The sequence below is a fragment of the Pantoea sp. Ft-CA_14 genome (genome assembly GCF_024520875.1).
Classification (GTDB): Bacteria; Pseudomonadota; Gammaproteobacteria; order Enterobacterales; family Enterobacteriaceae; genus Pantoea; species Pantoea agglomerans.
In genome coordinates, this window is sequence record NZ_JALNPM010000003.1 from 419,890 (window position 1) to 443,408 (window position 23,519).

The window sequence follows — 23,519 nt, forward strand, 5'->3', positions numbered from 1 at the left end:
CTAACTAAAAGTTACTCAGCCGATTTGGTACGAATCAGATAGTCAAAAGCGCTCAGTGAGGCTTTAGCACCTTCGCCGCTGGCGATGATGATCTGCTTGTACGGTACGGTGGTGCAGTCGCCCGCGGCGAACACGCCTTTCAGGCTAGTTTCGCATTTACCATCGATGATGATCTCACCCATTTTGTTGCGCTCAACCGCACCTTCCAGCCATGGGGTATTCGGCAGCAGACCGATCTGAACGAAGATACCGGAGAGCGGCAGCTCATGAGTGGTCTGCGTCGTACGGTCGATATAGTGCAGGCCGGTAACTTTGGTGCCGTCGCCTTTCACTTCGGTGGTTTGCGCGTTCAGGATCACATCCACGTTCTTCAGGCTGCGCAGCTTATCCTGCAGCACCTGATCGGCGCGCATCTCACCGGCAAACTCCAGCAGCGTAACGTGTTCGACGATACCGGCCAGATCGATGGCCGCTTCCACGCCGGAGTTACCGCCGCCGATCACCGCCGTGCGTTTGCCTTTAAACAGCGGGCCATCGCAGTGTGGGCAGTAGGTCACGCCTTTGGTGCGATACTCTTCTTCACCCGGTACACCCATGTTACGCCAGCGTGCGCCGGTCGCCAGGATGATGCTGCGTGATTTCAATACTGCGCCAGAGGCGGTTTCGATGGCGTGCATTCCGCCCTCCTTCGCTGCCGGGATCAGTTTGATCGCGCTCTGGCTTTCAATAACGTCCACGTTGTAATCATCCACATGTGCGCGCAGTGAACCGGCCAGTTTTGCTCCTTCGGTTTTCGGTACGGAGATATAGTTTTCGATATCGACCGTGTCCAGCACCTGGCCGCCAAAACGCTCACCCAGCAGGCCGGTACGGATGCCTTTACGTGCTGAGTAGATGGCTGCCGCTGCGCCCGCCGGGCCGCTGCCGATAATCAGGACTTCATAGGCGTCACGCTTGTTCAGCTCTTCCGCCGCACGTTTGTCGGCATTGGTATCCACTTTGCTGACGATTTCCGCCAGGCTCATGCGCCCCTGACCAAACTCTTTACCATTGAGGTAAACCGCTGGCACGCCCATCACGTTACGTTCCTGAATCTCGTTCTGGAACAGGCCACCGTCGATAGCGGTGTGGCTGATGCGCGGGTTAATCACCGCCATCAGGTTCAGCGCCTGTACGACGTCAGGGCAGTTATGGCATGAGAGTGAATAGTAGGTTTCGAAATGGAAGTCGCTGTCCAGCGCGGCAATCTGATCCAGCAGGTTTTGTGCTTCTTTCGACGGATGCCCACCGGTCTGTAACAGTGCCAGCACCAGTGAGGTAAATTCGTGACCCAGAGGTGAACCGGCAAAACGCGGGCCGCTGTTCGAACCTGGGTTGGTGATCAGAAATGAGGGCTTACGCACCTGACGATCGTTCTCTTCGCGGAAGCTGACTTTGTCAGACAAACCGGCGATATCAACCAACAGTTCACGGATCTCGGTTGATTTTGCACCTTCGTCCAGCGTGGCAATCAACTCAACAGGTTTGGTTAATTTCTCAAGGTAAGCCTTGAGCTGGGTTTTCAGATTTGTGTCGAGCATAGTGATATCCTGGTCAAAAAATCGGGTGCCGCAGCACCCGATTGGAGAATGGTCGAAAGGCCGAAGCGGAATTAGATTTTGCCAACCAGGTCCAGAGACGGAGCCAGTGTTGCATCACCTTCTTTCCATTTAGCCGGGCACACTTCACCTGGGTGAGAAGCCACGTACTGAGCCGCTTTCACTTTGCGCAGCAGGTCAGAGGCGTCACGGCCAATGCCTTCAGCAGTGATTTCGATTGCCTGGATAACGCCTTCCGGGTCAACGATAAAGGTACCACGGTCAGCCAGACCTTCGTCTTCACGCATGATTTCGAAGTTACGGGTCAGCGCGCCAGTCGGGTCACCGATCATCGTGTACTGGATTTTCGCGATGGTGTCAGAAGAACCGTGCCAGGCTTTGTGGGTAAAGTGGGTATCGGTAGAAACGGAGTAGATATCTACACCCAGTTTCTGGAACTCTTCGTAGTGATCAGCCACGTCGCCCAGCTCGGTCGGGCAGACGAAGGTGAAGTCAGCTGGATAGAAGAAGAACACACTCCATTTACCTTCAACGTCTTTCTCGGTTACGTCGATGAATTCGCCGTTTTTGAATGCTGCGTTTTTGAACGGCTTGATTTTGGTATTGATAATAGACATCTGGTGGCCTCCGTTAAAATATGTGATGCAGGTTACATAATTTCCGGGCCAACATCTAATATGCAGTCGTTATCAATTTGATTAACGAAAGCTATCAAACGCTAAGAGCCTGATGCTCTCTGGCCCGGCAGGCAGTGTACAGCGATTTACGTGACATTTAACCCGCTTTATCTTTTCCGCCCCTCTCCGCAAATCGCTGCTAGTTTTGTTAGACCGGATTAAAAGGGAGCTGACTTGTGGAGATTCGTCCGTTTACTGAAGCCGATCGTCCTTTTCTGCGTACGCTGTTTCTGGCGGCGCGTCGGCATAACTGGCGCTGGCTGGACGGCAGCGAGTGGCAGCTGGAAGATTTTGATGGGGTAATCCTGGGTGAAACCGTGCTGGTCGCGGAAGCTGATGGACAGCGGGTCGGATTTGCCGGCCTGCTGGAGAACGATAACTTCCTGCACAGCCTCTATGTCGATCCTGACTGGCAGGGGCGCGGCGTGGGCAGCGCTTTGCTTAAGGCGGCAGAGGCGCGCTTTACCTCAACCGGTGCGCTGAAGTGCCTGCAGAAGAATAAAGCGGCGCAGGCCTTTTACCTGAAACATGGCTGGAAGATGATTTCACAAGGCGAAGGCGAACATGGCGGCTACGTGTTAATGCACTACCCGCTGGCCTCGCAATATGCCAGCGGGTCGGGTCGTGCTTAGAGCGCGCGGAAGGCGATGTCGCCGGGGATGACTTCGCCCTGCCAGTAAAGCTGGGCAGCAACGCGTCCGGCCAGCTGGCGATAAAGCGCGGTAAACTCGCTATCGGGCCGGCGAATCACCGTCGGCTGTCCTTCATCGAGATCTTCGCGCAGGTCAATGTGCAGCGGCAGCTGAGCCAGCAGCTGCGTCTGGTAATCCTCTACCAGTTTCTGTGCGCCGCCGGTGCCGAAAATCGGCTCATGGAAGCCACACTGACTGCAGATATGCAGGCTCATGTTTTCCACCACGCCAAGTACCGGCACATTAACCTTTTCAAACATCACCAGCCCTTTGCGGGCATCAATCAGGGCGATATCCTGCGGCGTAGTCACCACCAGCGCGCCGGTGACCGGTACGTTCTGCGCCAGCGTCAGCTGAATATCGCCGGTACCGGGTGGCATATCCAGCACCAGATAATCCAGCTCAGGCCACAGCGTCTCGTTCAGCAGCTGCATCAGCGCTTTGCTGGCCATCGGCCCGCGCCACACCATGGCATTGTCGTCCGTGACCAGATAACCAATAGAGTTGGTTGCCAGCCCGTGCGCCATGATCGGTGCCATGTGGGTGCCATCCGGCGAGGTAGGCCGCTGATCCTGGGTGCCAAGCATGTTCGGCACTGACGGGCCATAAATGTCGGCGTCAAGAATGCCGACCCGCGCCCCCTCTGCTGCCAGCGCCAGCGCCATGTTCACGGCGGTGCTGGATTTACCCACGCCGCCTTTGCCAGAGCTGACCGCAATAATATTTTTCACGCCGTTAACGCCCGGCTGGTTTTTCACCCGTTTCAGGGTGGCAATGTCATGGCTGAGTCGCCAGTCGATGGCACCCGCGCCGGTCTGACGCAGCAGTTCGGCGCTGACCTGCTCTTTCAGGACGTCGAACCCGCTGGCCCAGGCAAACGGCATCAGCAGCTCCACATGCAGCGTACCGTCAAGCTGCGCCACGTGATGTAACGCCTTAAGGGCGGTGAGATTCTGCTTAAGGGTCGGATGCTCAAAGCTTCTCAATACGCCAGCCACGATGGCGCGCAGGCCTTCTGGCGTCTGCGGTTCCCGGGATTGTGCTGTCATCCCCTACTCCTTATTTCTGCTGTGCTTACGCTGTGTTTCAGCGATGTATTGTCAATGATATCAGATGCCCGTGGATCTGCGGTGACCGCAGGGGGTGAATCCCTTGTGTTTACGCAGGAGAAGCCTTCAGTTACCATCTAAGCCCGTTTTTTCAATCAACAGAAAGCTACGCAAACTATGACTCAAGTCGCTAAAAAAATTCTGGTAACGTGCGCACTGCCTTACGCGAACGGATCAATCCATCTCGGCCACATGCTCGAGCATATCCAGGCCGACATTTGGGTGCGTTATCAGCGAATGCGTGGCAATCAGGTTTATTTCATCTGCGCCGATGATGCGCACGGTACGCCTATCATGCTGAAAGCTCAGCAGTTAGGGATTGCACCGGAGCAGATGATTGCAGAAATGAAAAGCGAGCATGAAGCCGACTTTGCCGGTTTCAACGTCAGCTATGACAACTATCACTCGACCCACGGCGACGAAAACCGTGAGCTTTCTGCGCTGATTTATGGCCGTCTGAAAGAGAACGGTTTTATTAAAAACCGCACCATCTCCCAGCTTTACGATCCGGAAAAAGGGATGTTCCTGCCGGACCGTTTTGTGAAAGGCACCTGCCCGAAATGTAAATCTGCCGATCAGTATGGCGATAACTGCGAAGTGTGTGGCGCGACCTACAGCCCGACCGAGCTGATCGAGCCAAAATCGGTGGTCTCTGGCGCGACACCGGTTCTGCGCGACTCTGAACACTTCTTCTTTGATCTGCCCTCGTTCAGCGCCATGCTGCAGGCCTGGACCCGCTCGGGTGCGCTGCAGGATCAGGTGGCGAACAAAATGCAGGAGTGGTTCGAATCGGGCCTGCAGCAGTGGGATATCTCCCGCGACGCGCCCTACTTCGGCTTTGAAATTCCGGACGCGCCAGGCAAATATTTTTATGTCTGGCTGGATGCGCCTATCGGCTACATGGGCTCGTTCAAGAACCTGTGCGACAAGCGCGGCGACATCGACTTCGATGAATTCTGGCGTAAAGACTCCACTACCGAGCTCTATCACTTCATCGGTAAAGATATCGTCTACTTCCACAGCCTGTTCTGGCCAGCGATGCTGGAAGGCAGCAACTTCCGCAAGCCGAACAATCTGTTTGTGCACGGCTATGTCACCGTCAACGGTGCCAAGATGTCGAAGTCGCGCGGCACCTTTATTAAAGCCAGCACCTGGCTGCAGCATCTGGATGCGGACAGCCTGCGTTACTACTACGCGGCGAAACTCTCTTCACGTATCGACGATATCGATCTGAATCTGGAAGATTTCGTCCAGCGCGTAAACGCCGACATCGTCAACAAAGTGGTTAACCTGGCGTCACGTAACGCGGGCTTTATCACCAAACGCTTTGACGGCAAACTGGCGGCTGAGCTGGCCGATCCGGCGCTCTATCAGACCTTTGTGGACGCGTCAGAGAAGATTGGTGAAGCCTGGGCCGGTCGTGAATACAGCCGGGCTATTCGTGAGATCATGGCGCTGGCCGACCTGGCGAACCGCTATGTCGATGAGCAGGCTCCGTGGGTGGTGGCGAAGCAGGAAGGCCGTGATGCGGATCTGCAGGCGATCTGCTCAATGGGCATTAACCTGTTCCGCATTCTGATGACCTGGCTGAAGCCGGTGCTGCCGTCACTGAGCGCCCGCGCAGAAGGCTTCCTGAACTGCGAACTGAGCTGGGATGCTATCGCGCAACCGCTGCTGGACCACCAGGTTGCGCCATTCAAAGCGCTCTACAGCCGCATTGAGATGGCAAAGGTTGAAGGACTGATTGAGGCCTCGAAAGAGGATGCCGCTGCCGCCAGTGCACCGGCCGCAAGCGGCCCGCTGGCAGATTCGCCGGTAGGTGACACCATCACCATCGACGATTTCGCCAAAGTTGATATGCGCGTGGCGCTGATTGAGCAGGCGGAACTGGTTGAGGGTTCGGACAAGCTGCTGCGCCTGCAGCTCGACCTGGGCGGTGAAAAGCGTCAGATCTTCTCGGGTATCCGCGCCGCCTATCCCGATCCCTCTGTGCTGGTCGGTAAAATGACCATTATCGTGGCCAACCTCGCGCCGCGTAAAATGCGCTTTGGTATTTCTGAAGGCATGGTGCTGTCAGCGGGTCCTGGCGGCAAAGATTTGTTTGTGCTGTCCGTCGACAGCGGTGCTGTGCCGGGAATGCCCGTTAAGTAACACTCTGCATTCTGCGGCTTTAACCGCTTAGCGCAGTGCCGTTCTCAAACCCTTCGTGCCTCATCACGGGCGCGAAGGGCTATCACTCCTCGCTCTGAATGTGCACCGCTTCCATTCCACTCCCGCCCCTGAAAATCTGTATCTGCTACGGCCACACCGCTGCATAAATGTGATCGCTAGCACGCTAAGCGGTTAATGCGTATGATGAAGCTCAGTGAAAACAGGAGCCTGCCATGCTCACCGTGCTGTCTGTCTGCGGGCGCTATCTTCGCGCCTTTATCATCATTTATCTCTGCTTATACGCCGGAATCGGCATCGCCTCGCTGCTGCCCATCAAACTGCCTGGCAGCATCCTTGGGATGTTAATTCTGTTTGCCCTGCTCGCCTCGCAGATCCTGCCTGTCAGTTGGGTTAAACCGGGCTGCCATCTGCTGATTCGCTATATGGCGCTGCTGTTTGTGCCGATCAGCGTCGGGGTAATGAGCTACACCGATATTCTGACCGCGCAGTTTGGCCCTATCGTGATCTCCTGCGTCGTCAGCACCTTCCTGGTTCTCTCTATTGTCGGCGTAAGCGCCCACCAGCTTCATAGTCGCCGTCCGGCCGGGGAGTCAGGCGATGAGTGAAATATGGTGGTCACTGCCACTGACGCTGGCGGCATTTTTTCTGGCGCGCAAACTGGCGATACGGCTGAAAATCTCGCTGCTTAATCCGCTGCTGGTGGCGATGGCGATTATTATCCCGATTCTGCTGTTGTTGCAGCTGCCCTATTCGCGCTATTTCGCGGGCAGTCAGATTCTTAATCAGCTGCTGCAACCGGCTGTTGTCGCGCTGGCACTGCCGCTGTATGAGCAGATGCATCAGATCCGTGCCCGCTGGAAATCGATTATTGGCGTCTGCTTTATCGGCAGTGTGACCGCCATGACCTCTGGCACCGCTATTGCTCTGTGGATGGGTGCCACGCCTGAAATCGCCGCTACCATCATTCCTAAATCCGTTACCACGCCCATTGCGATGGCCGTCTCCGGTTCACTGCACGGCATTCCCGCCATCAGCGCCATCTGCGTGCTGATTGCCGGGGTACTGGGTGCGGTGTTCGGACATACCGTGCTGAATCTGCTTGGCGTGAAATCTAAAGCAGCGCGCGGACTGGCGATAGGTAACGCGTCGCACGCCCTCGGCACAGCACGCGCCGCTGAACTCGACTATCAGGAAGGGGCATTCAGTTCACTGGCGTTGGTGATCTGCGGCATCATCACCTCACTGCTGGCGCCGTTTATTTTTCCGCTGCTGCTGCACTGGTTTGGCTGAAAGTTTGCGAGAGATCTCGCAAAGTTGAAACATGCAACACAGGTTACATTGTCAGAGCGATGTGGATCACATATAAACCGGTGACTGGCACATCGCCCTGCTGAATCTAATGAGGCTCACATGCAATCCCGTTTCCTCTCTGCCTTTGAGGCATTGCCGTCAACGCTGCAAACCGCACTCGCTCCGCTGCTGGACGATCCTGGCTTTCAGGCGGTGCTGAGCGCCGACCAGGTCGCCTCACTGCAGCAACAGACACAGATGGATGCCGATGCTCTGGCGCTGGCGCTGCTGCCCCTGGCGGCGGCCTGTGCCGTTGCTACCGTGTCGCATTTTAACGTCGGGGCTATCGCCCGTGGCGTCAGCGGCAACTGGTACTTCGGGGCCAACATGGAATTTATCGGTACGCCGTTGCAGCAGACGGTTCACGCCGAGCAGAGCGCCATTACTCATGCGTGGCTGCGTGGCGAAAGTCAGCTTGAGACGATCACCGTTAACTACACGCCGTGCGGTCACTGCCGTCAGTTTATGAACGAGCTGAACAGCGGCACGAACATTCGCATCAGCCTGCCACAACGCGCGATCAGCACCCTGGCCGATTATCTGCCGGATGCCTTTGGACCGCGCGATCTGGACATCACGACCTTCCTGATGGACCGCGTGGATCACGGCTATGTAGCCGAAGGCGATGAACTGGTGCAGGCCGCGGTTGCCGCTGCCAATGCCAGCCATGCGCCTTACAGCCAGTCACACGCCGGTGTTGCGCTGCTGACCGCAAACGGCACGATTGTCACCGGGCGCTATGCGGAAAATGCCGCCTTTAACCCGAGTTTCCCGCCCCTTCAGGCGGCGCTGGTCCTGCTCAACATGCAGGGTGGCGATGTTCGTCAGATAAAAAAAGCGGTATTAGCCGAAGTGGAAAATGCCACGCTAAGCCAGTTCGCCGCCACACAGGCGACGCTTGAGACATTTGGTTGCGGTGAGCTGCTGCAGGTGACGCTGTACAAAGCATAACCCGCTGTCAGAGAGGCCACAGTTTTGTGAGCTTTTATGAACAAACGCTGTACTTCTGCGGGAAATTTCATAGGATCTGGCGCCAGAATTCACGTCATTACAAATTACTCTGAATAATTCAGGTTGCAGGATGGCAGCACGGTCGTGAATGTTTCTGCAGCGGTTACCCTGCCGCTGCCAGGCCTGCAGTCTGAGCTATAACGGGTAAGAAAACTGGCGCTACCTTTCCGGCGTGACGCCAGACAACACTGCAACCGGAGCATTACCGCATGGAACTCGACTACGAAAGTAAACGCCCGCTGTATATCCCTTATGCTGGCCCGATTTTGCTGGAATTTCCCCTGCTGAACAAAGGCAGCGCCTTTAGTATCGAAGAACGTAACGAATTCAACCTCAACGGTCTGCTGCCAGAAGCAGTGGAATCGATTGAAGAGCAGGCGCAGCGAGCCTGGCGTCAGTTCCAGGACTTCAAAAACAATAACGATAAGCATGTCTACCTGCGTAACATCCAGGACACCAACGAAACGCTGTTCTACCGCCTGCTGGATAACCATCTCGAAGAGATGATGCCCATCATCTACACCCCGACCGTCGGCGCAGCCTGTGAACACTTCTCTGAAATCTACCGTCGTGCGCGTGGCGTGTTCATCTCCTACCCTAACCGCGACCATATCGAAGATATGCTGCAAAACGCCACCAAACAGAATGTGAAGGTGATCGTGGTGACTGATGGCGAGCGTATTCTGGGCCTCGGCGATCAGGGCATCGGTGGTATGGGTATCCCGATTGGTAAGCTTTCACTCTATACCGCCTGTGGCGGCATCAGTCCGGCTTACACCCTGCCGGTGGTGCTGGATGTGGGTACCAACAACCAGCAGTTGCTGAACGATCCGCTCTATATGGGCTGGCGTCATCCGCGCATCACTGGCGAAGAGTATGATGCGTTCGTGAACGATTTTATTCAGGCCGTTAAACGCCGCTGGCCGAAAGTGCTGTTGCAGTTTGAAGATTTCGCCCAGAAGAATGCCATGCCACTGCTGAACCGCTATCGCGATGAAGTCTGCTGCTTTAATGATGATATTCAGGGCACTGCCGCCGTGACCGTGGGCACCCTGATTGCCGCCAGCCGCGCCGCCGGCAGCCGCCTGTGCGAGCAGAAAGTGGTGTTCCTGGGCGCCGGTTCCGCAGGTTGTGGTATCGCTGAACAGATCATCGCACAGATGAAATCCGAAGGTCTGAGTGACGAGGAAGCGCGTGGCCGCGTAATGATGGTGGATCGCTTTGGTCTGCTCACTGACAAGCTGCCTAACCTGCTCGATTTCCAGAGCAAGCTGGTGCAGAAGAGCGAAAACCTGCAGCAGTGGGATGTCACCAATGATTCCATCTCGCTGCTGGACGTGGTGCGCAATGCGCAGCCCGATATTCTGATTGGTGTCTCTGGCCAGCCGGGCCTGTTCACCGAAGAGATCATCCGCGAGATGCACAAGCACTGTAAGCGCCCTATCGTGATGCCACTGTCGAACCCGACATCACGCGTGGAAGCGACGCCAGCCGATATCATCGCCTGGACTGACGGTGCCGCACTGGTCGCAACCGGCAGTCCGTTCTCGCCGGTGAGCTGGAACGGTAAAACCTATCCGATTGCGCAGTGTAACAACTCCTACATCTTCCCGGGCATTGGTCTGGGTGTGATTGCTTCGGGTGCCAGCCGCGTTACCGATACCATGCTGATGACCGCCAGCCGCGCGCTCGCTGACTGCTCTCCGCTGGTGAATGAAGGTGAAGGCCCGGTGCTGCCAGAGATTAAAGATATCCAGGGTGTATCGAAAATTATTGCGATGGAAGTGGGTAAAGCTGCTCAGCTGGCGGGTGTCGCCGTGGTGACCTCTGAAGATGTGTTGTCACAGGCTATCGCCAACAACTTCTGGCTGCCGCAGTACCGTCATTATCGTCGTACCTCGATTTAATCTTCAGACTGCCGGATTGCATCCGATCCGGCAGTGTTCAAAAAGAGCACAGCCAGCCGGCAGTAACTTGCTTCACAGTGACAGCTCAAGTAGCCTTGTCCCATCTCACTATTCTGACATCGAGTCTCCAGGCGCATGCTGAAACGCGTTTTCATTGGTCTGCTTTTCATCATCTTACTGATGATGGCAACGGCGCTCGGCCTTGATCGCTGGATCAGCTGGAAAACTGCGCCCTTTATCTACGAAAATGTCGCCTCTTTGCCACATCGTCAGGTCGGTGTGGTACTGGGTACGGCGAAATATTATCGCACCGGCGTCATCAATCAGTATTACCTCTATCGTATGCAGGGCGCGCTGAATGCCTACAACAGCGGCAAGGTCAATTATCTGCTGTTAAGCGGTGATAACGCGCTGCAAAGCTATAACGAGCCGATGACGATGCGCCGCGATCTCATCAAAGCCGGTGTCGATCCGGCTGATATCGTGCTGGACTATGCCGGTTTCCGCACACTGGATTCGATTGTGCGCACTCGCAAAGTGTTTGATACCAACGACTTCATTATTATCACGCAGCGTTTCCATTGCGAGCGTGCGCTGTTTATCGCCTTACAGCTGGGTATTCAGGCGCAGTGTTATGCGGTGCCCTCACCGAAGAACATGCTTAGCGTGCGCTTCCGTGAGGTAGGTGCCCGGCTGGGCGCGCTGGTGGATCTCTTCCTGCTAAAGCGCGAACCCCGCTTCCTGGGCCCACTGGTGCCGATCCCCGCCGTACGCGATGTCCCTGAAGATGCGCAGAGCTACCCGGCAGTGACGCCGGAGCAGCTGCTTGAGCTGGAACAGAAGCTGCGGAAATAGCTCACGCGCTGCGGCTTATTTATGCTGGTTACTGCTGTGCCGAAGTCTGGCAGTAACGTGCAGGGTTCAGGGAGCTGACGGTAATATGCTGGCTCAGGGAGCATACGTTTAGTCGCCGTCTGTTACTATGCAGCGATCATTAAGCTGATTAATTACATGACTACGGTAGATAATTCAGTGCTACTTCCCCTCTGAAAGCCGACTTAGACTGCTGAGAAATCTGAAGAGGGTGAATCTTATAACAATGAATAAGCTCAACGCGCAGGGAACACGGTCAGAAGAGGAAAGCGTCCCACGCCAGGGACAAAAACGCCGGGAGCGTTTTTGAACAACGCAAAGCGTTGGCCCGGAAACGGGCGCACCTCAGGGATGAGGTGCGTAATCGCGCGGGCCGAGCGTGTCATGGATGACGGCTTTTGCGACTTTCCGATCTGACCGTGTTCCCTACGCATACTCGATCTCACAGCAACGACCCCAGCACTCTCCGCTATAAAAAGCGTTCTGCGGAGGAATGACACGGGCAGATCATTTACTGGCCTTAGCGACTTTCCGATCTGACCGTGTTCCCTTCGCATACTCGATCTCACAGCAACGACCCCAGCACTCTCCGCTATAAAAAGCGTTCTGCGGGGGGAATGACACGGGCAGATCATTTACTGGCCTTAGCGTCTTTCCGATCTGACCGTGTTCCCTTCGCAGCCTCGACCTCATAGCAGCTCCCCCTTGACTCCCCATAAAAAAAGCGACCCGAAGGTCGCTTCTTTAGCGTGGAGTTAGACTTACTTCTTACGTGAATATTTCAGGGAATCCAGCGCCACGGCGAAGATGATGATGCCGCCTTTAATAATGTACTGCCAGTAAGGGTTAACGCCGATATAGGTCAGACCATAGTTGATGACGGTGAAGATCAACACACCGGTCACTACGCCCGCCACGCTACCCACACCACCGGCGAAGGAGACACCGCCGACCACACAGGCCGCAATCGCATCCAGCTCATACATAAAGCCAAGGTTGTTGGTGGCCGAACCGATACGACCCGCTTCCAGCATCCCGCCGAAGGCGTAGAACACACCTGACAGGGCATAAATCATGATCAGGTTCAGGTTGACGTTAACGCCTGAGACTTTCGCCGCTTCCGGGTTACCGCCGATAGCAAAAATGTTCTTGCCGAAACGGGTTTTATTCCACAGCACCCAGACGAAAATAATGGCAATCACGGCGTAGAAGGTGATGAACGAGAGCTTGAAATCACCAAAGCGTAAGAAGCCCTGGGTAAATTTCGAGAACCCTGTATCAAAACCGGCAATCGGTGATGCGCCAACAAAGTCGTAATAGAGTGAGTTGATACCGTAAACGATGATCATGGTGCCCAGCGTGGTGATAAATGGCGTTACCTTGAGGTAAGCAATAATCACACCGTTGACCAGACCAATCACGCCGCCGATGATGCACACGGTCAGAATAACCAGTGGAATCGGCACCGTATCCAGCGTCGGGAAGACCTTGTTCGCGTTATCCATCGCCTGCAGCAGCGTCGCGGCAACCACCGCCGCCAGACCGACCTGACGTCCGGCTGACAGGTCAGTACCCTGGGTCACAATCAGACCCGCCACACCCAGTGCAATAATAATGCGCACCGAAGATTGGGTAAGAATATTACTCAGGTTCATTAAACTTAAAAATGAGGGGTCCTGGAAAATAATAATAGCCAGCAATACCAGCAGCACGACATAAATGCCGCCCTCTTTTAACCAGGTTAGCGCATTCTTTTTTGTAGTCGCTTTCATGTTAACAGCCCTTGCTTCATTAAAGGTGTAATGACGCTAAACGCAATATTTCGTTCTGCGTGGTCGTTTTGGTATCAACTATGCCTGCTACCAGACCATTACTCATTACCAGAATTCGATCGGTAATGCCTAACAGCTCCGGCATTTCGGATGAGATAATAATGATGCCCTTTTCTCTTTTCGCCAGCTCAGCAATTAACTGGTAAATTTCGAATTTTGCACCAACATCAATACCGCGAGTGGGTTCATCAAGCATCAGGATTTCAGGCTGGGTCAATAACCAGCGGCCAATAATCACTTTTTGCTGGTTACCGCCCGAAAGCGAACCAATCTGAGTATGGTGGCCTGGCGTTTTTACACGCATAGAATCGATCACCCATTGGGTATCACTCTTCATGCGTTTATTATCCAGCAGTCCCATACTGTTTTTATATTTTTTGATATTGGAAATAAGCGAGTTAAAACCAATGTCGAGGAAAGCATAAATACCGGTTGAGCGACGCTCTTCAGTCACCAGCGCAAAACCGTGGTTAATGGCTTCATTGGCGCTGTGATTATTAATCGGTTTGCCATGCAGTTTAATGGTGCCGCCCGATTTTTCGCGAATGCCAAACAGCGTTTCGACGATATCGGTACGTTTGGCGCCCACCAGCCCGGCAATGCCGAGTATCTCCCCTTTACGCAAATCAAATGAGATGTCGCGAATCGATGGCTGACGCAGTGACGTCAGATGACGCACCTCAAGAATCGTCTCGCCTGGCACGTTGGTACGGTCAGGGAAACGCTGGTTCAGTGAACGGCCAACCATCATGGAGATGATCTTATCCATATCCAGCCCTTCCAGCGGCTGAGAAGTGATCCACTGACCATCACGCAGGATAGTGATCTCATCACACAGCTGGAAAATCTCTTCCATTTTATGCGAAATATAAACAATGCCACAGCCGCGATCTTTCAGCTTACGAATAATCGTGAACAGGTGATTAACCTCTTTCTCGGTTAACGAGGAGGTCGGCTCATCCATAATCACAATTTTCGCGTCGTAGGAAAACGCTTTGGCAATTTCAATCATCTGCATCTGCGATACAGAAAGATTGGCAACTTTGTCTCGCGGATCGATATCAATATCCAGCTCGTCAAAAATCGCTTTAGTATCCCGGTACATTTTATCCTGATCGACAAAGAAGCCTTTGCGCGGATAACGCCCAAGCCACATATTGTCCATCACGGTACGCTGCAGGACCAGGTTTAATTCCTGATGCACCATCGACACGCCATTTTCCAGCGCCTCTTTGGAACTTTTATAGTCGATCTCTTTACCCTGAAACAGGATACTGCCGGTATCTTTTTTATAAATACCAAACAGGCATTTTAATAAGGTGGATTTCCCGGCACCGTTCTCGCCCATTAATGCATGAACAGAGTGAGGCCGCACTTTTAAATTCACATTATCTAACGCTTTAACGCCGGGAAATGATTTTGAGACATCCGTCATTTCCAGCAGATATTCTCGCTGCGCGGTCGTATTATCACTGGCCATATTTTACCTGGCTAAAAAACGGTGGTGACATAAAAAAGGCGCGACAGCGGTCGCGCCCGTAATCGATCTTATTTCACGAACTGAGACAGATTTTCTTTATCAACCGGCACGTAAGGAACGCGGACGATCTTATCAACCATCTTGAAGTTTGTTCCGTCGGTGGCGGCTTTGCCGTTAGCCAGATTGTTGGCAATATCCAGCGTTGCTTTCGCCTGGTTTTCCGCATCGTTCAGCACGGTACCGGCCAGCGCACCGGATTTCACCAGCGCCAGCGCTTCTGGCAGTGCATCGACGCCGAAGACCGGAATTGAGGTCATGTTGTGCGCTTTCAGCGCTTCAACCGCACCCATCGCCATCGCATCGTTGTTGGCAATCACGACTTCGATTTTTTTGGCATTCGGGCCTGACAGCCACGCATCCATCTTATCTTTGGCCTGAGCGGTATCCCACATTGCAGTATCCATCGCTAACTGCTGGGTTTTCAGACCATCTTTGTTCAGGGTATCGATCACATATTTGGTACGGGCTTCTGCATCAGGATGGCCCGGCTCGCCTTTCAGCAGCACGAACTGAATCTGACCATCTTTGTTCAGATCCCACGCGGGTGTGGCTTTCCAGTGTTTCTCAATCAGCTGACCCTGAATGATGCCTGACTCTTTAGAGTCGGTACCGACATAGTAAGCTTTGTCATAACCGGCCAGCACTTTGGCGTTAGGTTCTTTGTTGAAGAAGACCACCGGCACGTCGTTGGCACGCGCTTTGTCTACTACCACCGCAGCCGCAGCCGGGTCAACCAGGTTAATCGCCAGCGCTTTCACGCCTTTTGCCATCAGCACGTCAATCTGATCGTTCTGTTTGGACTGGTCATTCTGTGAATCATTCATCAGCAACTGCACGCCACCGATCGCTTTCGCTTCTTTCTCGATGTCTTTGCGCACCATTGACATGAAGTTGTCATCATATTTGTAAATGGTCACGCCGATACGGGTGTCAGCTGCGTGAGCGGTTGCACCAAACATCATGCTGGCAACCAGTGCTGTAAGCGTGAAAACCTTCTTATTCATGGTATCTCCGGTTTTATTATGCAGGGTCTTTTTAGCGCTACCGCGCCATACAGGCGGGAGAGCAATCGGTAAAACAGATCGGCGCGTCGGTTAACGTAATGAGAATGTTAAGCCATTGAACACCGTCTAAAACCTGACTTCCCTGTGCCAGAATGCTTCCATGAAGAGGGTATAAACCCTTTAACCGGCTACTGAGACCACAACTGATGCCGTTACACTGGCGTTACATAATGTTTCAGTCCGGTAAGACGCTGCCATCATAGTGAGAGCAATGTTAATTAACTGTGAATGTAATCACAGATTGAAAACGGTTACATGGCTGAATCGCCTGAATTAGTGACGGACTCCACATTTTGCCGCTGCGCCACCGAATGACGCCGCACCAGCGTTGGCATAAAGATGTGCGTTGCCGTGTCATCCAGCAGTCCGGCTGCGCCCTGTAGCGCCAGTTCAGTGGCGATTTTTGCCATAGATACAATGGGATAGCGCACAGTGGTTAACTGCGGATCGGTATAACGTGAAATGGGGATGTCATCAAAGCCAATGACAGAAAAATGCTGTGGCACCTGGATGCCGTTGTCTTTCAGCGCAGTGAGTGCGCCAGCCGCCATGCCGTCGTTATAGGCAAACACCGCACTGAGGTTGAGATTGCGTCCCAGCAGCTCCACCATCGCCGCTTCGCCGCCCTGCATATCGGGCTCTGCGCTGGCTATCCAGCTCTCCTGCGGCCGGATGCCCTGCTCTGCCATCGCCTGAATCCATCCTTCACGGCGCTGCGCCACATCTTCGATGGGATGGCTGGAACAAAGGTAGCCAATGCGGCTATGCCCCTGCTGTAGCAGGGTTCGTGAGGCCATCAACGCACCCGTGACGTTATCCAGACTGACACTGCGGTGTTCAAATCCGGGCACGATGCGGTTAATCACCACCATGCCCGGAACGTGGCGCATAAAATCCGCCAGTTCAGCGTCAGGCAGCGTTTTCGCGTGTACCACCAGGGCGCTGCAACGCTGACGAATCAGCACTTCAATGGCATGACGCTCTTTCTCTTCCTGATGCCAGGAGTTGCTGATTAACACATGTTTGTGCACGCGCTGCGCCACGGTATCCACCGCTTTAACCAGTGCACCGAAGAAGGGATCCGAAACATCCATCACCACCACACCAATGGTGTCACTGACCTGCGTCGCCAGCGCCTGCGCATTGGCGTTGGGGCGATAGCCCAGCGCTTCCACCGCCTGTAACACGGCGTCGCGGGTGTCAGAGGTGACGGCGCTGCTCTGATTGAGGACGCGCGACACGGTCGCTACCGACACGCCAGCCTGACGGGCAACATCACGAATTGTTATCATGCAGCAGTTCCACAAAGGAAAAATAAGGCATCACGCCGGGTTGAACACCGGCGCTATTTTGTCAGGGGCAGGAGGCGTACAGCGTGAATTGCGTCACATCAATGAAAACGGTTACATACAATTCTGTAACCTTTGTGATGGCGGTCATTATCTGGCGTTGTCAGTGATGCGCGATTTACCGGCTGAGATCAGCGTGAGCCGCCGCCACAGCCACTCCAGCGGACCCTGTGCGAAGAAATGTAACCAGATGAGTGAAAACAGGATATTGATAAGCCAGACCGCAGGCACCATCAGCACCAGCTCCAGCCGGGTAAAGTGCATATAGAAGCCGAAGCGATAGAATAGCGTGGTGCAGATCAGCGACTGCAGCAGATAGTTGGTCAGCGCCATGCGGCCCACGCACTGAATGGCATAGCTGATGCGCCAGCGCGCTATCTGCGGCCAGTAAGCCAGACAGAGCGCGGCATAGCCCAGGCTAATCAGCGGGCTGGCGAGATCGCGCGGGGTTTGCAGATAAAAAGCGGTCCAGCGGAATTCCCAATGTAACAGCCATTGCGCTGCCACACCGGCCACCGCAATCAACAACCCCATCGTCAGCAGCAGCGCCGCCGCCTGACGGTAATGTTGCGCTGAAAACTCGCCAATCAGCCAGCCACTGCGCAGCAGTGCGCCACCGATCATCATCAGGCCCGCCAGCTGCCAGCCATACTGCGCCGCCAGCGCCATCAGTCCTGACGAGAGATGATCCAGCCGGTTCTGCATCGCTTCCCAGCCGCCGGTCAGTTTCCAGTACTGTTCATATTGCAGATCGGCAGCACCTGGCAGCCAGGATCGGGTCGGTTCAGGATCGGAGATTGACCCAAACACCAGCAGAACGCCACAGCCCACCAGATAGAGCAGAATGCCGGTATTCATCAGGCTGCGGGTGGAAGGGACATCGCGCACTACCCGCCAGACCACCAGTCCGATAATGCCGTAGTCCAGCAGGATATCGCCCTCCCAGAGAAAGACGCCGTGCAGAAAACCGATCAGCACCAGCAGTGAGAGCCGGGCAGTCAACCAGCGACTGCCGCGTGGCAGCTGCATTTGCAGACCTGCGCCAAACAGCAGCGCAAACAGGGTGAGGAATTTGAGCTGGGCAAAGGCGTCAGAGATCGCCCATGTCCAGACATCGGACAGGCTGACGCTGCCCTGCCAGGCCGGATTAAGGTAGGCGGCAGAAGGCAGGCCAAAGCCGACAATATTGAGCAGCAGAATGCCGAGAATGGCACATCCACGAATGAAATCCAGCGCGTGATAGCGTTGCATGCGGCACCTGCACCATTGAGGCGGGCAACGTTATGCGCCCGCCGTAGACTCAACTATGGCGCACCGCGCGCAAAAATTCCTGGCGGGTATTCTGGCTGGACTTGAACAGGCCGCCCAGAGAGGTCGTCGTGGTGGCACTGGTGGCATCTTTTACGCCACGCGCTTTCACGCAGTAATGCACCGCATCAATAGAAACAGCCACATTGTTGGTGCCCAGCAGCGTCTGCAATGCGACCAGAACCTGCTGCGTCAGACGCTCCTGCACCTGCGGGCGCTGGGCGAAGAACTGCACGATACGGTTGATTTTCGACAGGCCAATCACCTTTTCTTTGGGAATGTAGGCGACGGTCGCTTTGCCATCGATGATCACAAAGTGGTGTTCACAGGTGCTGGTCAGCGTGATATCACGCACGGTCACCATCTCATCAACCTTCATTTTATTCTCAATGACGGTGATTTTCGGGAAGTTGGCGTAGTCGAGACCGGAAAAGACTTCATCCACATACATTTTGGCGATGCGATGCGGCGTTTCCATCAGGCTGTCATCTTCAAGATCCAGATTCAGCAGCTGCATAATCTCGGTCATGTGCCCGGCAATCAGACTTTTACGTGTGTTGTCATCTATATCGCGCGTCGGTGCACGTAACGGCGTTTCCAGTCCACGCGCCAGCAGCGCTTCGTGAACCAGGGCAGCTTCCTGACTTAGGGTGCTCATCTTACTCTTCTCCGGCTGGTGTTGCGCCCGCCAGCTTTTGCCAGCGGGCCCTGTAATCAGGCGCGTATTGTGAAACTTTCTTTGCGGGGAATCCAGCAATCAATCAGATTGGTGATGAAAGCTTTTCACCCGGTTCGCCGCCACACCAGCAGGCCGGCCCAGACCAGGCTAACCCCGGCAACCCACAGGGCAGGCTCCAGCCGATGTAACAGGGCTGTGGAGAGAAAAGAGAGCAGCGGGCCGACCAGCTGCCCGATAGCATAGCCGGTGGTCAGCAGGCCAGCCATGTAGCGCAGATGATTAGGTGCCAGCTCACGGGCGCAGAGCAGCGACAGCTGCACCACGCTGAGGAAACCGCCCCCCACCAGCAGCGCACCGGCCAGCAGGCCGCTAAAGCCTGGCAGCAGCGCCGCGGCAAATACGCCCAGCGCCTGCGCCCACAGCACCAGTGCCAGGCGGACGTGGCTGTGCCCCCAGCGTCGCGTCAGGATCCCCAGCAGGATGCCGATCATCGCCGCGCCGCCAAAAATCGGCCAGACAAACTGCGCGAAGATGCCGTCAGGAAACCGCGTGGCGGCCATCTGCGACAAAAAGGTGGCGGGCAGAATGTAGCCAAAGCCCGCCAGACTGTAACTCAGTACCAGCCGTTTAAGGTTGCGATCCAGCACCAGCGGCTCGGGTGCCTGATCCGGGCGATGCAGTTCGCCCCGACGCGGCAGATTACGGGTAATCAGCGCAATCAGCAGCAGCGCCAGCGCACCATAAGCGGCCCAGGCCAGACCGGCAGAAACCTGCAATGTGTGCAGCGCTACCCCCAGCAGACCGCTGACAAAAATGCCGCAGCCTGGCCCGGCAAAAACAGCCGCCGACAGCCCTGCCCGGCCATGGCGATGCAGCTGTTCATTGCTCCAGGCCGCCACCAGCACCATCGCCCAGCCGCTGGACCAGCCAATCAGAAAGCGGATTGCGCCGTGCAGCCACGGTCCGCTGGCGAATGCTGAGAGCAGGGTCAGGATCACCGCGCCCCATACGCCCGCCTGCAATCGCAGCTCAACCCGCCGGTGTGCGCGCATGGCATCAAATGAGCCACACAGATAGCCAAGATAGTTAAGTGCCGCGACCAGGCTGGCACTGGTGAGTGTCAGCTGGTGTGCCTGAATCATCAGCGGCACCTGGGGCGTGAAAGCAAACCGGCCAATGCCCATCGCGACAAATAAGGTTAAAAACGCGCTGAGCGCGACGCGTAACGCCATTGCTGAACTCCTGTTGTTCTGCCCTGAGATCTCTTCTGACTTGCTAACAGCATGCAGGATGATTAAACTCACGGAAAGTGAATAATTTTAACCAACTTGCTTACAGGAAGAGAAGATATGGATTTAGTTCAGCTGCGTATGTTCTGTTCCGTCGCCGAAACGGGTTCACTGGCGCGCGCAGCAGAACAGCTGCATCGCGTCCCCTCTAATCTCACCACGCGGCTGCGCCAGCTGGAAGAAGAATTAGGTGTGGATCTCTTTATTCGTGAGAAACAGCGCATTCGCCTGTCACCAATGGGCCATAATTTTCTGAATTATGCGCAGCGTATCCTGGCATTAAGTGAAGAAGCGATGAGCATGACCCGCACCGGTGAACCGGCGGGCAACTTTGCGCTGGGCTCAATGGAGAGCACCGCGGCGACGCGTCTGCCCGGCCTGCTCGCCGCCTATCACCAGCGCTTCCCCAAAGTGGCGCTGTCGCTGATTACCGGCACCTCGGGCGAAATCATCGATCGGGTGCGTGAAGGCACCCTGGCGGCCGCGCTGGTGGATGGCCCGGTCTCCCATGACGATCTCAATGGCTGCATCGCCTTTCGCGAAGAGATGATACTGATCACCGGCCTCGATCATGCGCCAATCGCCACCGCGCGCGACGTGCAGGACGATACCCTGTTTGCCTTTCGCAACAGCTGCTCTTACCGGGTGAAGCTGGAGAGCTGGTATCGGGACAGCCAGACCGCACCCAACAGTGTGATGGAGATTCAGTCCTATCACGCCATGCTGGCCTGCGTGGCAGGCGGTGCGGGCGTAGCGATGATCCCGGCCTCGGTGCTGAAGCAGATGGCGGATCGGTCACGGGTGCAGGCGCATACGTTACCTCCCGCTTATCGCGACACCGCCACCTGGCTGATGTGGCGACGCGACGCCTTTACGCCGAATGTAGAAGCACTGAAGTACCTGATTATTGAACAATTTGACGATCGTCCGCTCAACGATGAGCTGATTTACCCATTACAGGCGGCGGAATAAGCGTTCCACGCTATGTTTAAGAGCCTGACCCACCAGGCTTTGAATCATCACGACCACCCGGCGCCACTGCGCGTCACAATCTGACTGGAAGAGGGATTGCATGAATATGATCAAAACCCGTGCCGCTGTTGCCTGGGCTGCTGGCGAACCGCTGAAAATCGAAGAAGTTGATTTAATGCCACCACAGAAAGGTGAAGTGCTGGTGCGTATCGTCGCGACCGGCGTCTGTCATACCGACGCCTACACCCTGTCCGGCACCGACCCGGAAGGCGTTTTCCCGGCGATTCTTGGCCATGAAGGCGGCGGCATCGTCGAAGCCGTGGGCGAAGGCGTGACCAGCGTTGAAGTGGGTGACCACGTCATTCCGCTCTACACGCCGGAGTGTGGCAAATGTAAATATTGTCTTTCAGGCAAAACTAACCTCTGCCAGGCGATCCGTACCACTCAGGGTAAAGGCCTGATGCCGGATGGCACCACCCGTTTCTTTAAAGATGGCAAACCCATTTTCCACTATATGGGCACCTCAACCTTCTCTGAGTACACGGTAATCCCGGAGATCTCGCTGGCGAAAATCAGTAAAGAAGCGCCGCTGGAAGAGGTTTGTCTGCTGGGCTGTGGCGTGACCACTGGCATGGGCGCGGTGATGAACACCGCCAAAGTGAAAGAAGGCGACACCGTGGCGATTTTCGGTCTCGGCGGCATTGGCCTCTCTGCGGTCATCGGCGCGAAGATGGCGAAAGCAGGCCGCATCATTGCCATCGACCTTAACACCAGCAAATTCGATCTGGCACGCAAACTGGGTGCCACCGATCTGATCAACCCGAAAGATTACGACAAGCCGATTCAGGATGTGATTGTCGAGCTGACCGACGGCGGCGTGGATTTCTCGTTTGAATGTATTGGTAACGTCAACGTGATGCGTTCCGCGCTGGAGTGCTGCCACAAAGGCTGGGGCGAGTCCGTGATTATCGGCGTCGCCGGTGCCGGTGAAGAGATCTCCACCCGTCCCTTCCAGCTGGTGACCGGTCGCGTCTGGCGCGGTTCCGCGTTTGGCGGCGTAAAAGGCCGCTCGCAGTTGCCTGGCATTGTGCAGGATTACCTCGACGGTAAATTTGCGCTGAACGACTTCATCACTCACACCATGCCGCTGGAAGAGATCAACGACGCCTTTGATTTGATGCACGAAGGAAAATCGATTCGCTCGGTCGTGCATTTTAACAAGTAATCAGGAGGCGTTATGGCATCCACTCTGGAGCTACTGGAAGAACACCGTATTTTTGGCGGCTGGCAGCAGCGCTGGCGTCATCAGTCTTTGCTGCTGAACTGCCCGATGACCTTCAGCATCTATCTGCCTGGCCCGCACGGTGATGCGCCGCCGCCGGTGGTCTGGTTTCTGGCCGGGCTGACCTGCAACGATGAGAACTTCACCAGCAAAGCCGGCGCACAGCGGGTTGCAGCGGAACTGGGTCTGGTGCTGATTATGCCGGACACCAGCCCGCGCGGCGAAGGGGTTGCGAATGATGAAGGATACGATCTGGGTCAGGGCGCGGGATTTTATCTCAATGCCACCCAACAGCCCTGGGCCAGCCATTTCCGCATGTTCGATTATCTGAGCAGCGAGTTACCCGCCCTGATTGCGGATAACTTCAAGGTCAGTGAACGTCAGTCGATTATGGGTCACTCCATGGGCGGACACGGCGCGCTGATGCTGGCGCTGCGTCTGGGTAACCGCTTTGCCTCGGCTTCCGCTTTTGCTCCGATTGTGAATCCGATGCAGGTACCCTGGGGCCAGAAAGCGTTTCAGGCCTATCTGGGCGACGATCGTGCAACGTGGCGGGAATATGACAGCTGCCAGCTGATGGCAGAGGTGTCGCATCGGCTGCCGATGCTGATCGATCAGGGCGACAGCGATCAGTTCCTGGCCGATCAGCTGCAACCGGAGCGGTTAGAAGACGTCGCGAATGAGGTGGGTTTCCCGCTGACGCTGCGCATTCAGCCGGGTTATGACCATAGCTACTTCTTTATAGCCAGCTTTGTGGAAGATCATCTGCGCTTCCATGCGCAGCATCTGCTGGCGTAAACAATCAGGGCCGCATT

At 55.3% G+C, this 23,519-nt stretch carries 20 protein-coding genes; 10 read left to right on the plus strand and 10 right to left on the minus strand.

All coding sequences use genetic code 11. The features are described 5' to 3' along the window. Window positions 1-11: 11 nt before the first annotated feature. Window positions 12-1,580 (minus strand): alkyl hydroperoxide reductase subunit F, encoded by a 1,569-nt coding sequence (gene ahpF / locus NR195_RS07745; RefSeq protein WP_256844379.1) that lies wholly within the window; start codon window positions 1,578-1,580, stop codon window positions 12-14. 71 nt (window positions 1,581-1,651) lie between these two features. Further along, complete coding sequence (ahpC, locus tag NR195_RS07750; protein WP_010248225.1) at window positions 1,652-2,215, minus strand: alkyl hydroperoxide reductase subunit C; 564 nt, start codon at window positions 2,213-2,215, stop codon at window positions 1,652-1,654. A gap of 236 nt (window positions 2,216-2,451) precedes the next feature. Between ahpC and NR195_RS07755 the strand changes: the two genes are divergently transcribed. Then, window positions 2,452-2,907, plus strand: a complete 456-nt coding sequence (locus tag NR195_RS07755; RefSeq protein WP_010670997.1) for a GNAT family N-acetyltransferase — start codon at window positions 2,452-2,454, stop codon at window positions 2,905-2,907. Here the strand turns inward: NR195_RS07755 and apbC are convergent. After that, the gene (gene apbC, locus NR195_RS07760) at window positions 2,904-4,016 is read right to left on the minus strand and encodes an iron-sulfur cluster carrier protein ApbC (RefSeq protein WP_033772237.1); all 1,113 of its coding nucleotides are present in this window, start codon (window positions 4,014-4,016) and stop codon (window positions 2,904-2,906) included. The two genes, NR195_RS07755 and apbC, sit on opposite strands and share 4 nt — an antisense overlap. 177 nt (window positions 4,017-4,193) lie before the next feature. Here apbC and metG point away from each other — a divergent pair, with 177 nt between their 5' ends. The 6 genes from metG (at window position 4,194) to sanA (ending at window position 11,371) form a co-directional block, all read left to right on the plus strand. Then, entirely contained in the window at window positions 4,194-6,227 is a 2,034-nt protein-coding gene (gene metG / locus NR195_RS07765) for a methionine--tRNA ligase (RefSeq protein ID WP_033767846.1), read from the plus strand. Between the two features lie 233 nt (window positions 6,228-6,460). Next, complete coding sequence (locus tag NR195_RS07770) at window positions 6,461-6,853, plus strand: CidA/LrgA family protein (RefSeq protein ID WP_010248237.1); 393 nt, start codon at window positions 6,461-6,463, stop codon at window positions 6,851-6,853. Then, on the plus strand, window positions 6,846-7,538 hold the full coding sequence (locus NR195_RS07775; RefSeq protein WP_022625036.1) for a CidB/LrgB family autolysis modulator: 693 nt from the start codon (window positions 6,846-6,848) through the stop codon (window positions 7,536-7,538). The genes NR195_RS07770 and NR195_RS07775 overlap by 8 nt, the downstream gene beginning before the upstream one ends. 120 nt (window positions 7,539-7,658) lie before the next feature. Beyond that, the gene (gene cdd, locus NR195_RS07780; RefSeq protein ID WP_256844380.1) at window positions 7,659-8,549 is read left to right on the plus strand and encodes a cytidine deaminase; all 891 of its coding nucleotides are present in this window, start codon (window positions 7,659-7,661) and stop codon (window positions 8,547-8,549) included. A gap of 269 nt (window positions 8,550-8,818) precedes the next feature. Continuing rightward, window positions 8,819-10,516 (plus strand): NAD-dependent malic enzyme, encoded by a 1,698-nt coding sequence (locus tag NR195_RS07785; RefSeq protein WP_010248245.1) that lies wholly within the window; start codon window positions 8,819-8,821, stop codon window positions 10,514-10,516. A 135-nt stretch (window positions 10,517-10,651) separates the two neighbouring features. Beyond that, a complete protein-coding gene (gene sanA, locus NR195_RS07790; protein ID WP_010248246.1) occupies window positions 10,652-11,371 on the plus strand; it encodes an outer membrane permeability protein SanA in 720 nt (239 codons plus the stop codon). 779 nt (window positions 11,372-12,150) lie between these two features. On the opposite strand, the gene mglC is transcribed toward sanA, so the two are convergent. The 7 genes from mglC to NR195_RS07825 form a co-directional block, all read right to left on the minus strand. After that, window positions 12,151-13,161, minus strand: a complete 1,011-nt coding sequence (mglC, locus tag NR195_RS07795; protein ID WP_010248248.1) for a galactose/methyl galactoside ABC transporter permease MglC — start codon at window positions 13,159-13,161, stop codon at window positions 12,151-12,153. A 19-nt stretch (window positions 13,162-13,180) separates the two neighbouring features. Next, a complete protein-coding gene (mglA, locus tag NR195_RS07800) occupies window positions 13,181-14,701 on the minus strand; it encodes a galactose/methyl galactoside ABC transporter ATP-binding protein MglA (RefSeq protein ID WP_010248250.1) in 1,521 nt (506 codons plus the stop codon). Between the two features lie 68 nt (window positions 14,702-14,769). Further along, window positions 14,770-15,765 carry a galactose/glucose ABC transporter substrate-binding protein MglB gene (mglB, locus tag NR195_RS07805; protein WP_010248252.1) on the minus strand — a complete coding sequence of 332 codons (996 nt, stop codon included), beginning with the start codon at window positions 15,763-15,765 and terminating at the stop codon, window positions 14,770-14,772. A 311-nt stretch (window positions 15,766-16,076) separates the two neighbouring features. After that, the gene (gene galS / locus NR195_RS07810; RefSeq protein WP_022625039.1) at window positions 16,077-17,117 is read right to left on the minus strand and encodes an HTH-type transcriptional regulator GalS; all 1,041 of its coding nucleotides are present in this window, start codon (window positions 17,115-17,117) and stop codon (window positions 16,077-16,079) included. A 147-nt stretch (window positions 17,118-17,264) separates the two neighbouring features. Further along, window positions 17,265-18,425 (minus strand): DUF418 domain-containing protein YeiB, encoded by a 1,161-nt coding sequence (yeiB, locus tag NR195_RS07815; protein WP_256844381.1) that lies wholly within the window; start codon window positions 18,423-18,425, stop codon window positions 17,265-17,267. Between the two features lie 49 nt (window positions 18,426-18,474). Beyond that, on the minus strand, window positions 18,475-19,140 hold the full coding sequence (gene folE / locus NR195_RS07820; RefSeq protein ID WP_010248259.1) for a GTP cyclohydrolase I FolE: 666 nt from the start codon (window positions 19,138-19,140) through the stop codon (window positions 18,475-18,477). Between the two features lie 125 nt (window positions 19,141-19,265). Next, window positions 19,266-20,393, minus strand: coding sequence for a YbfB/YjiJ family MFS transporter (locus NR195_RS07825; protein WP_061703764.1), 1,128 nt, complete (start codon window positions 20,391-20,393; stop codon window positions 19,266-19,268). Between the two features lie 117 nt (window positions 20,394-20,510). On the opposite strand from NR195_RS07825, the gene NR195_RS07830 reads away from it, so the two are divergent. The 3 genes from NR195_RS07830 (at window position 20,511) to fghA (ending at window position 23,502) form a co-directional block, all read left to right on the plus strand. After that, the gene (locus NR195_RS07830; protein WP_010248266.1) at window positions 20,511-21,422 is read left to right on the plus strand and encodes a LysR family transcriptional regulator; all 912 of its coding nucleotides are present in this window, start codon (window positions 20,511-20,513) and stop codon (window positions 21,420-21,422) included. Window positions 21,423-21,522: 100 nt separating this feature from the next. Further along, window positions 21,523-22,647 carry an S-(hydroxymethyl)glutathione dehydrogenase/class III alcohol dehydrogenase gene (locus NR195_RS07835; RefSeq protein ID WP_010248270.1) on the plus strand — a complete coding sequence of 375 codons (1,125 nt, stop codon included), beginning with the start codon at window positions 21,523-21,525 and terminating at the stop codon, window positions 22,645-22,647. 12 nt (window positions 22,648-22,659) lie between these two features. Beyond that, on the plus strand, window positions 22,660-23,502 hold the full coding sequence (fghA, locus tag NR195_RS07840) for an S-formylglutathione hydrolase (protein WP_033758435.1): 843 nt from the start codon (window positions 22,660-22,662) through the stop codon (window positions 23,500-23,502). Window positions 23,503-23,519 lie beyond the last annotated feature (17 nt).

Coding starts and splice junctions, on each gene's coding strand:
- ahpC (WP_010248225.1), bottom strand. CDS start 2,215: ATGTCTATTATCAATACCAAAATCAAGCCGTTCAAAAACGCAGCATTC.
- mglB (WP_010248252.1), bottom strand. CDS start 15,765: ATGAATAAGAAGGTTTTCACGCTTACAGCACTGGTTGCCAGCATGATG.
- mglC (WP_010248248.1), bottom strand. CDS start 13,161: ATGAAAGCGACTACAAAAAAGAATGCGCTAACCTGGTTAAAAGAGGGC.
- mglA (WP_010248250.1), bottom strand. CDS start 14,701: ATGGCCAGTGATAATACGACCGCGCAGCGAGAATATCTGCTGGAAATG.
- NR195_RS07775 (WP_022625036.1), top strand. CDS start 6,846: ATGAGTGAAATATGGTGGTCACTGCCACTGACGCTGGCGGCATTTTTT.
- NR195_RS07830 (WP_010248266.1), top strand. CDS start 20,511: ATGGATTTAGTTCAGCTGCGTATGTTCTGTTCCGTCGCCGAAACGGGT.
- yeiB (WP_256844381.1), bottom strand. CDS start 18,425: ATGCAACGCTATCACGCGCTGGATTTCATTCGTGGATGTGCCATTCTC.
- fghA (WP_033758435.1), top strand. CDS start 22,660: ATGGCATCCACTCTGGAGCTACTGGAAGAACACCGTATTTTTGGCGGC.
- NR195_RS07825 (WP_061703764.1), bottom strand. CDS start 20,393: ATGGCGTTACGCGTCGCGCTCAGCGCGTTTTTAACCTTATTTGTCGCG.
- NR195_RS07835 (WP_010248270.1), top strand. CDS start 21,523: ATGAATATGATCAAAACCCGTGCCGCTGTTGCCTGGGCTGCTGGCGAA.
- ahpF (WP_256844379.1), bottom strand. CDS start 1,580: ATGCTCGACACAAATCTGAAAACCCAGCTCAAGGCTTACCTTGAGAAA.
- folE (WP_010248259.1), bottom strand. CDS start 19,140: ATGAGCACCCTAAGTCAGGAAGCTGCCCTGGTTCACGAAGCGCTGCTG.
- cdd (WP_256844380.1), top strand. CDS start 7,659: ATGCAATCCCGTTTCCTCTCTGCCTTTGAGGCATTGCCGTCAACGCTG.
- apbC (WP_033772237.1), bottom strand. CDS start 4,016: ATGACAGCACAATCCCGGGAACCGCAGACGCCAGAAGGCCTGCGCGCC.
- sanA (WP_010248246.1), top strand. CDS start 10,652: ATGCTGAAACGCGTTTTCATTGGTCTGCTTTTCATCATCTTACTGATG.
- galS (WP_022625039.1), bottom strand. CDS start 17,117: ATGATAACAATTCGTGATGTTGCCCGTCAGGCTGGCGTGTCGGTAGCG.
- NR195_RS07770 (WP_010248237.1), top strand. CDS start 6,461: ATGCTCACCGTGCTGTCTGTCTGCGGGCGCTATCTTCGCGCCTTTATC.
- metG (WP_033767846.1), top strand. CDS start 4,194: ATGACTCAAGTCGCTAAAAAAATTCTGGTAACGTGCGCACTGCCTTAC.
- NR195_RS07785 (WP_010248245.1), top strand. CDS start 8,819: ATGGAACTCGACTACGAAAGTAAACGCCCGCTGTATATCCCTTATGCT.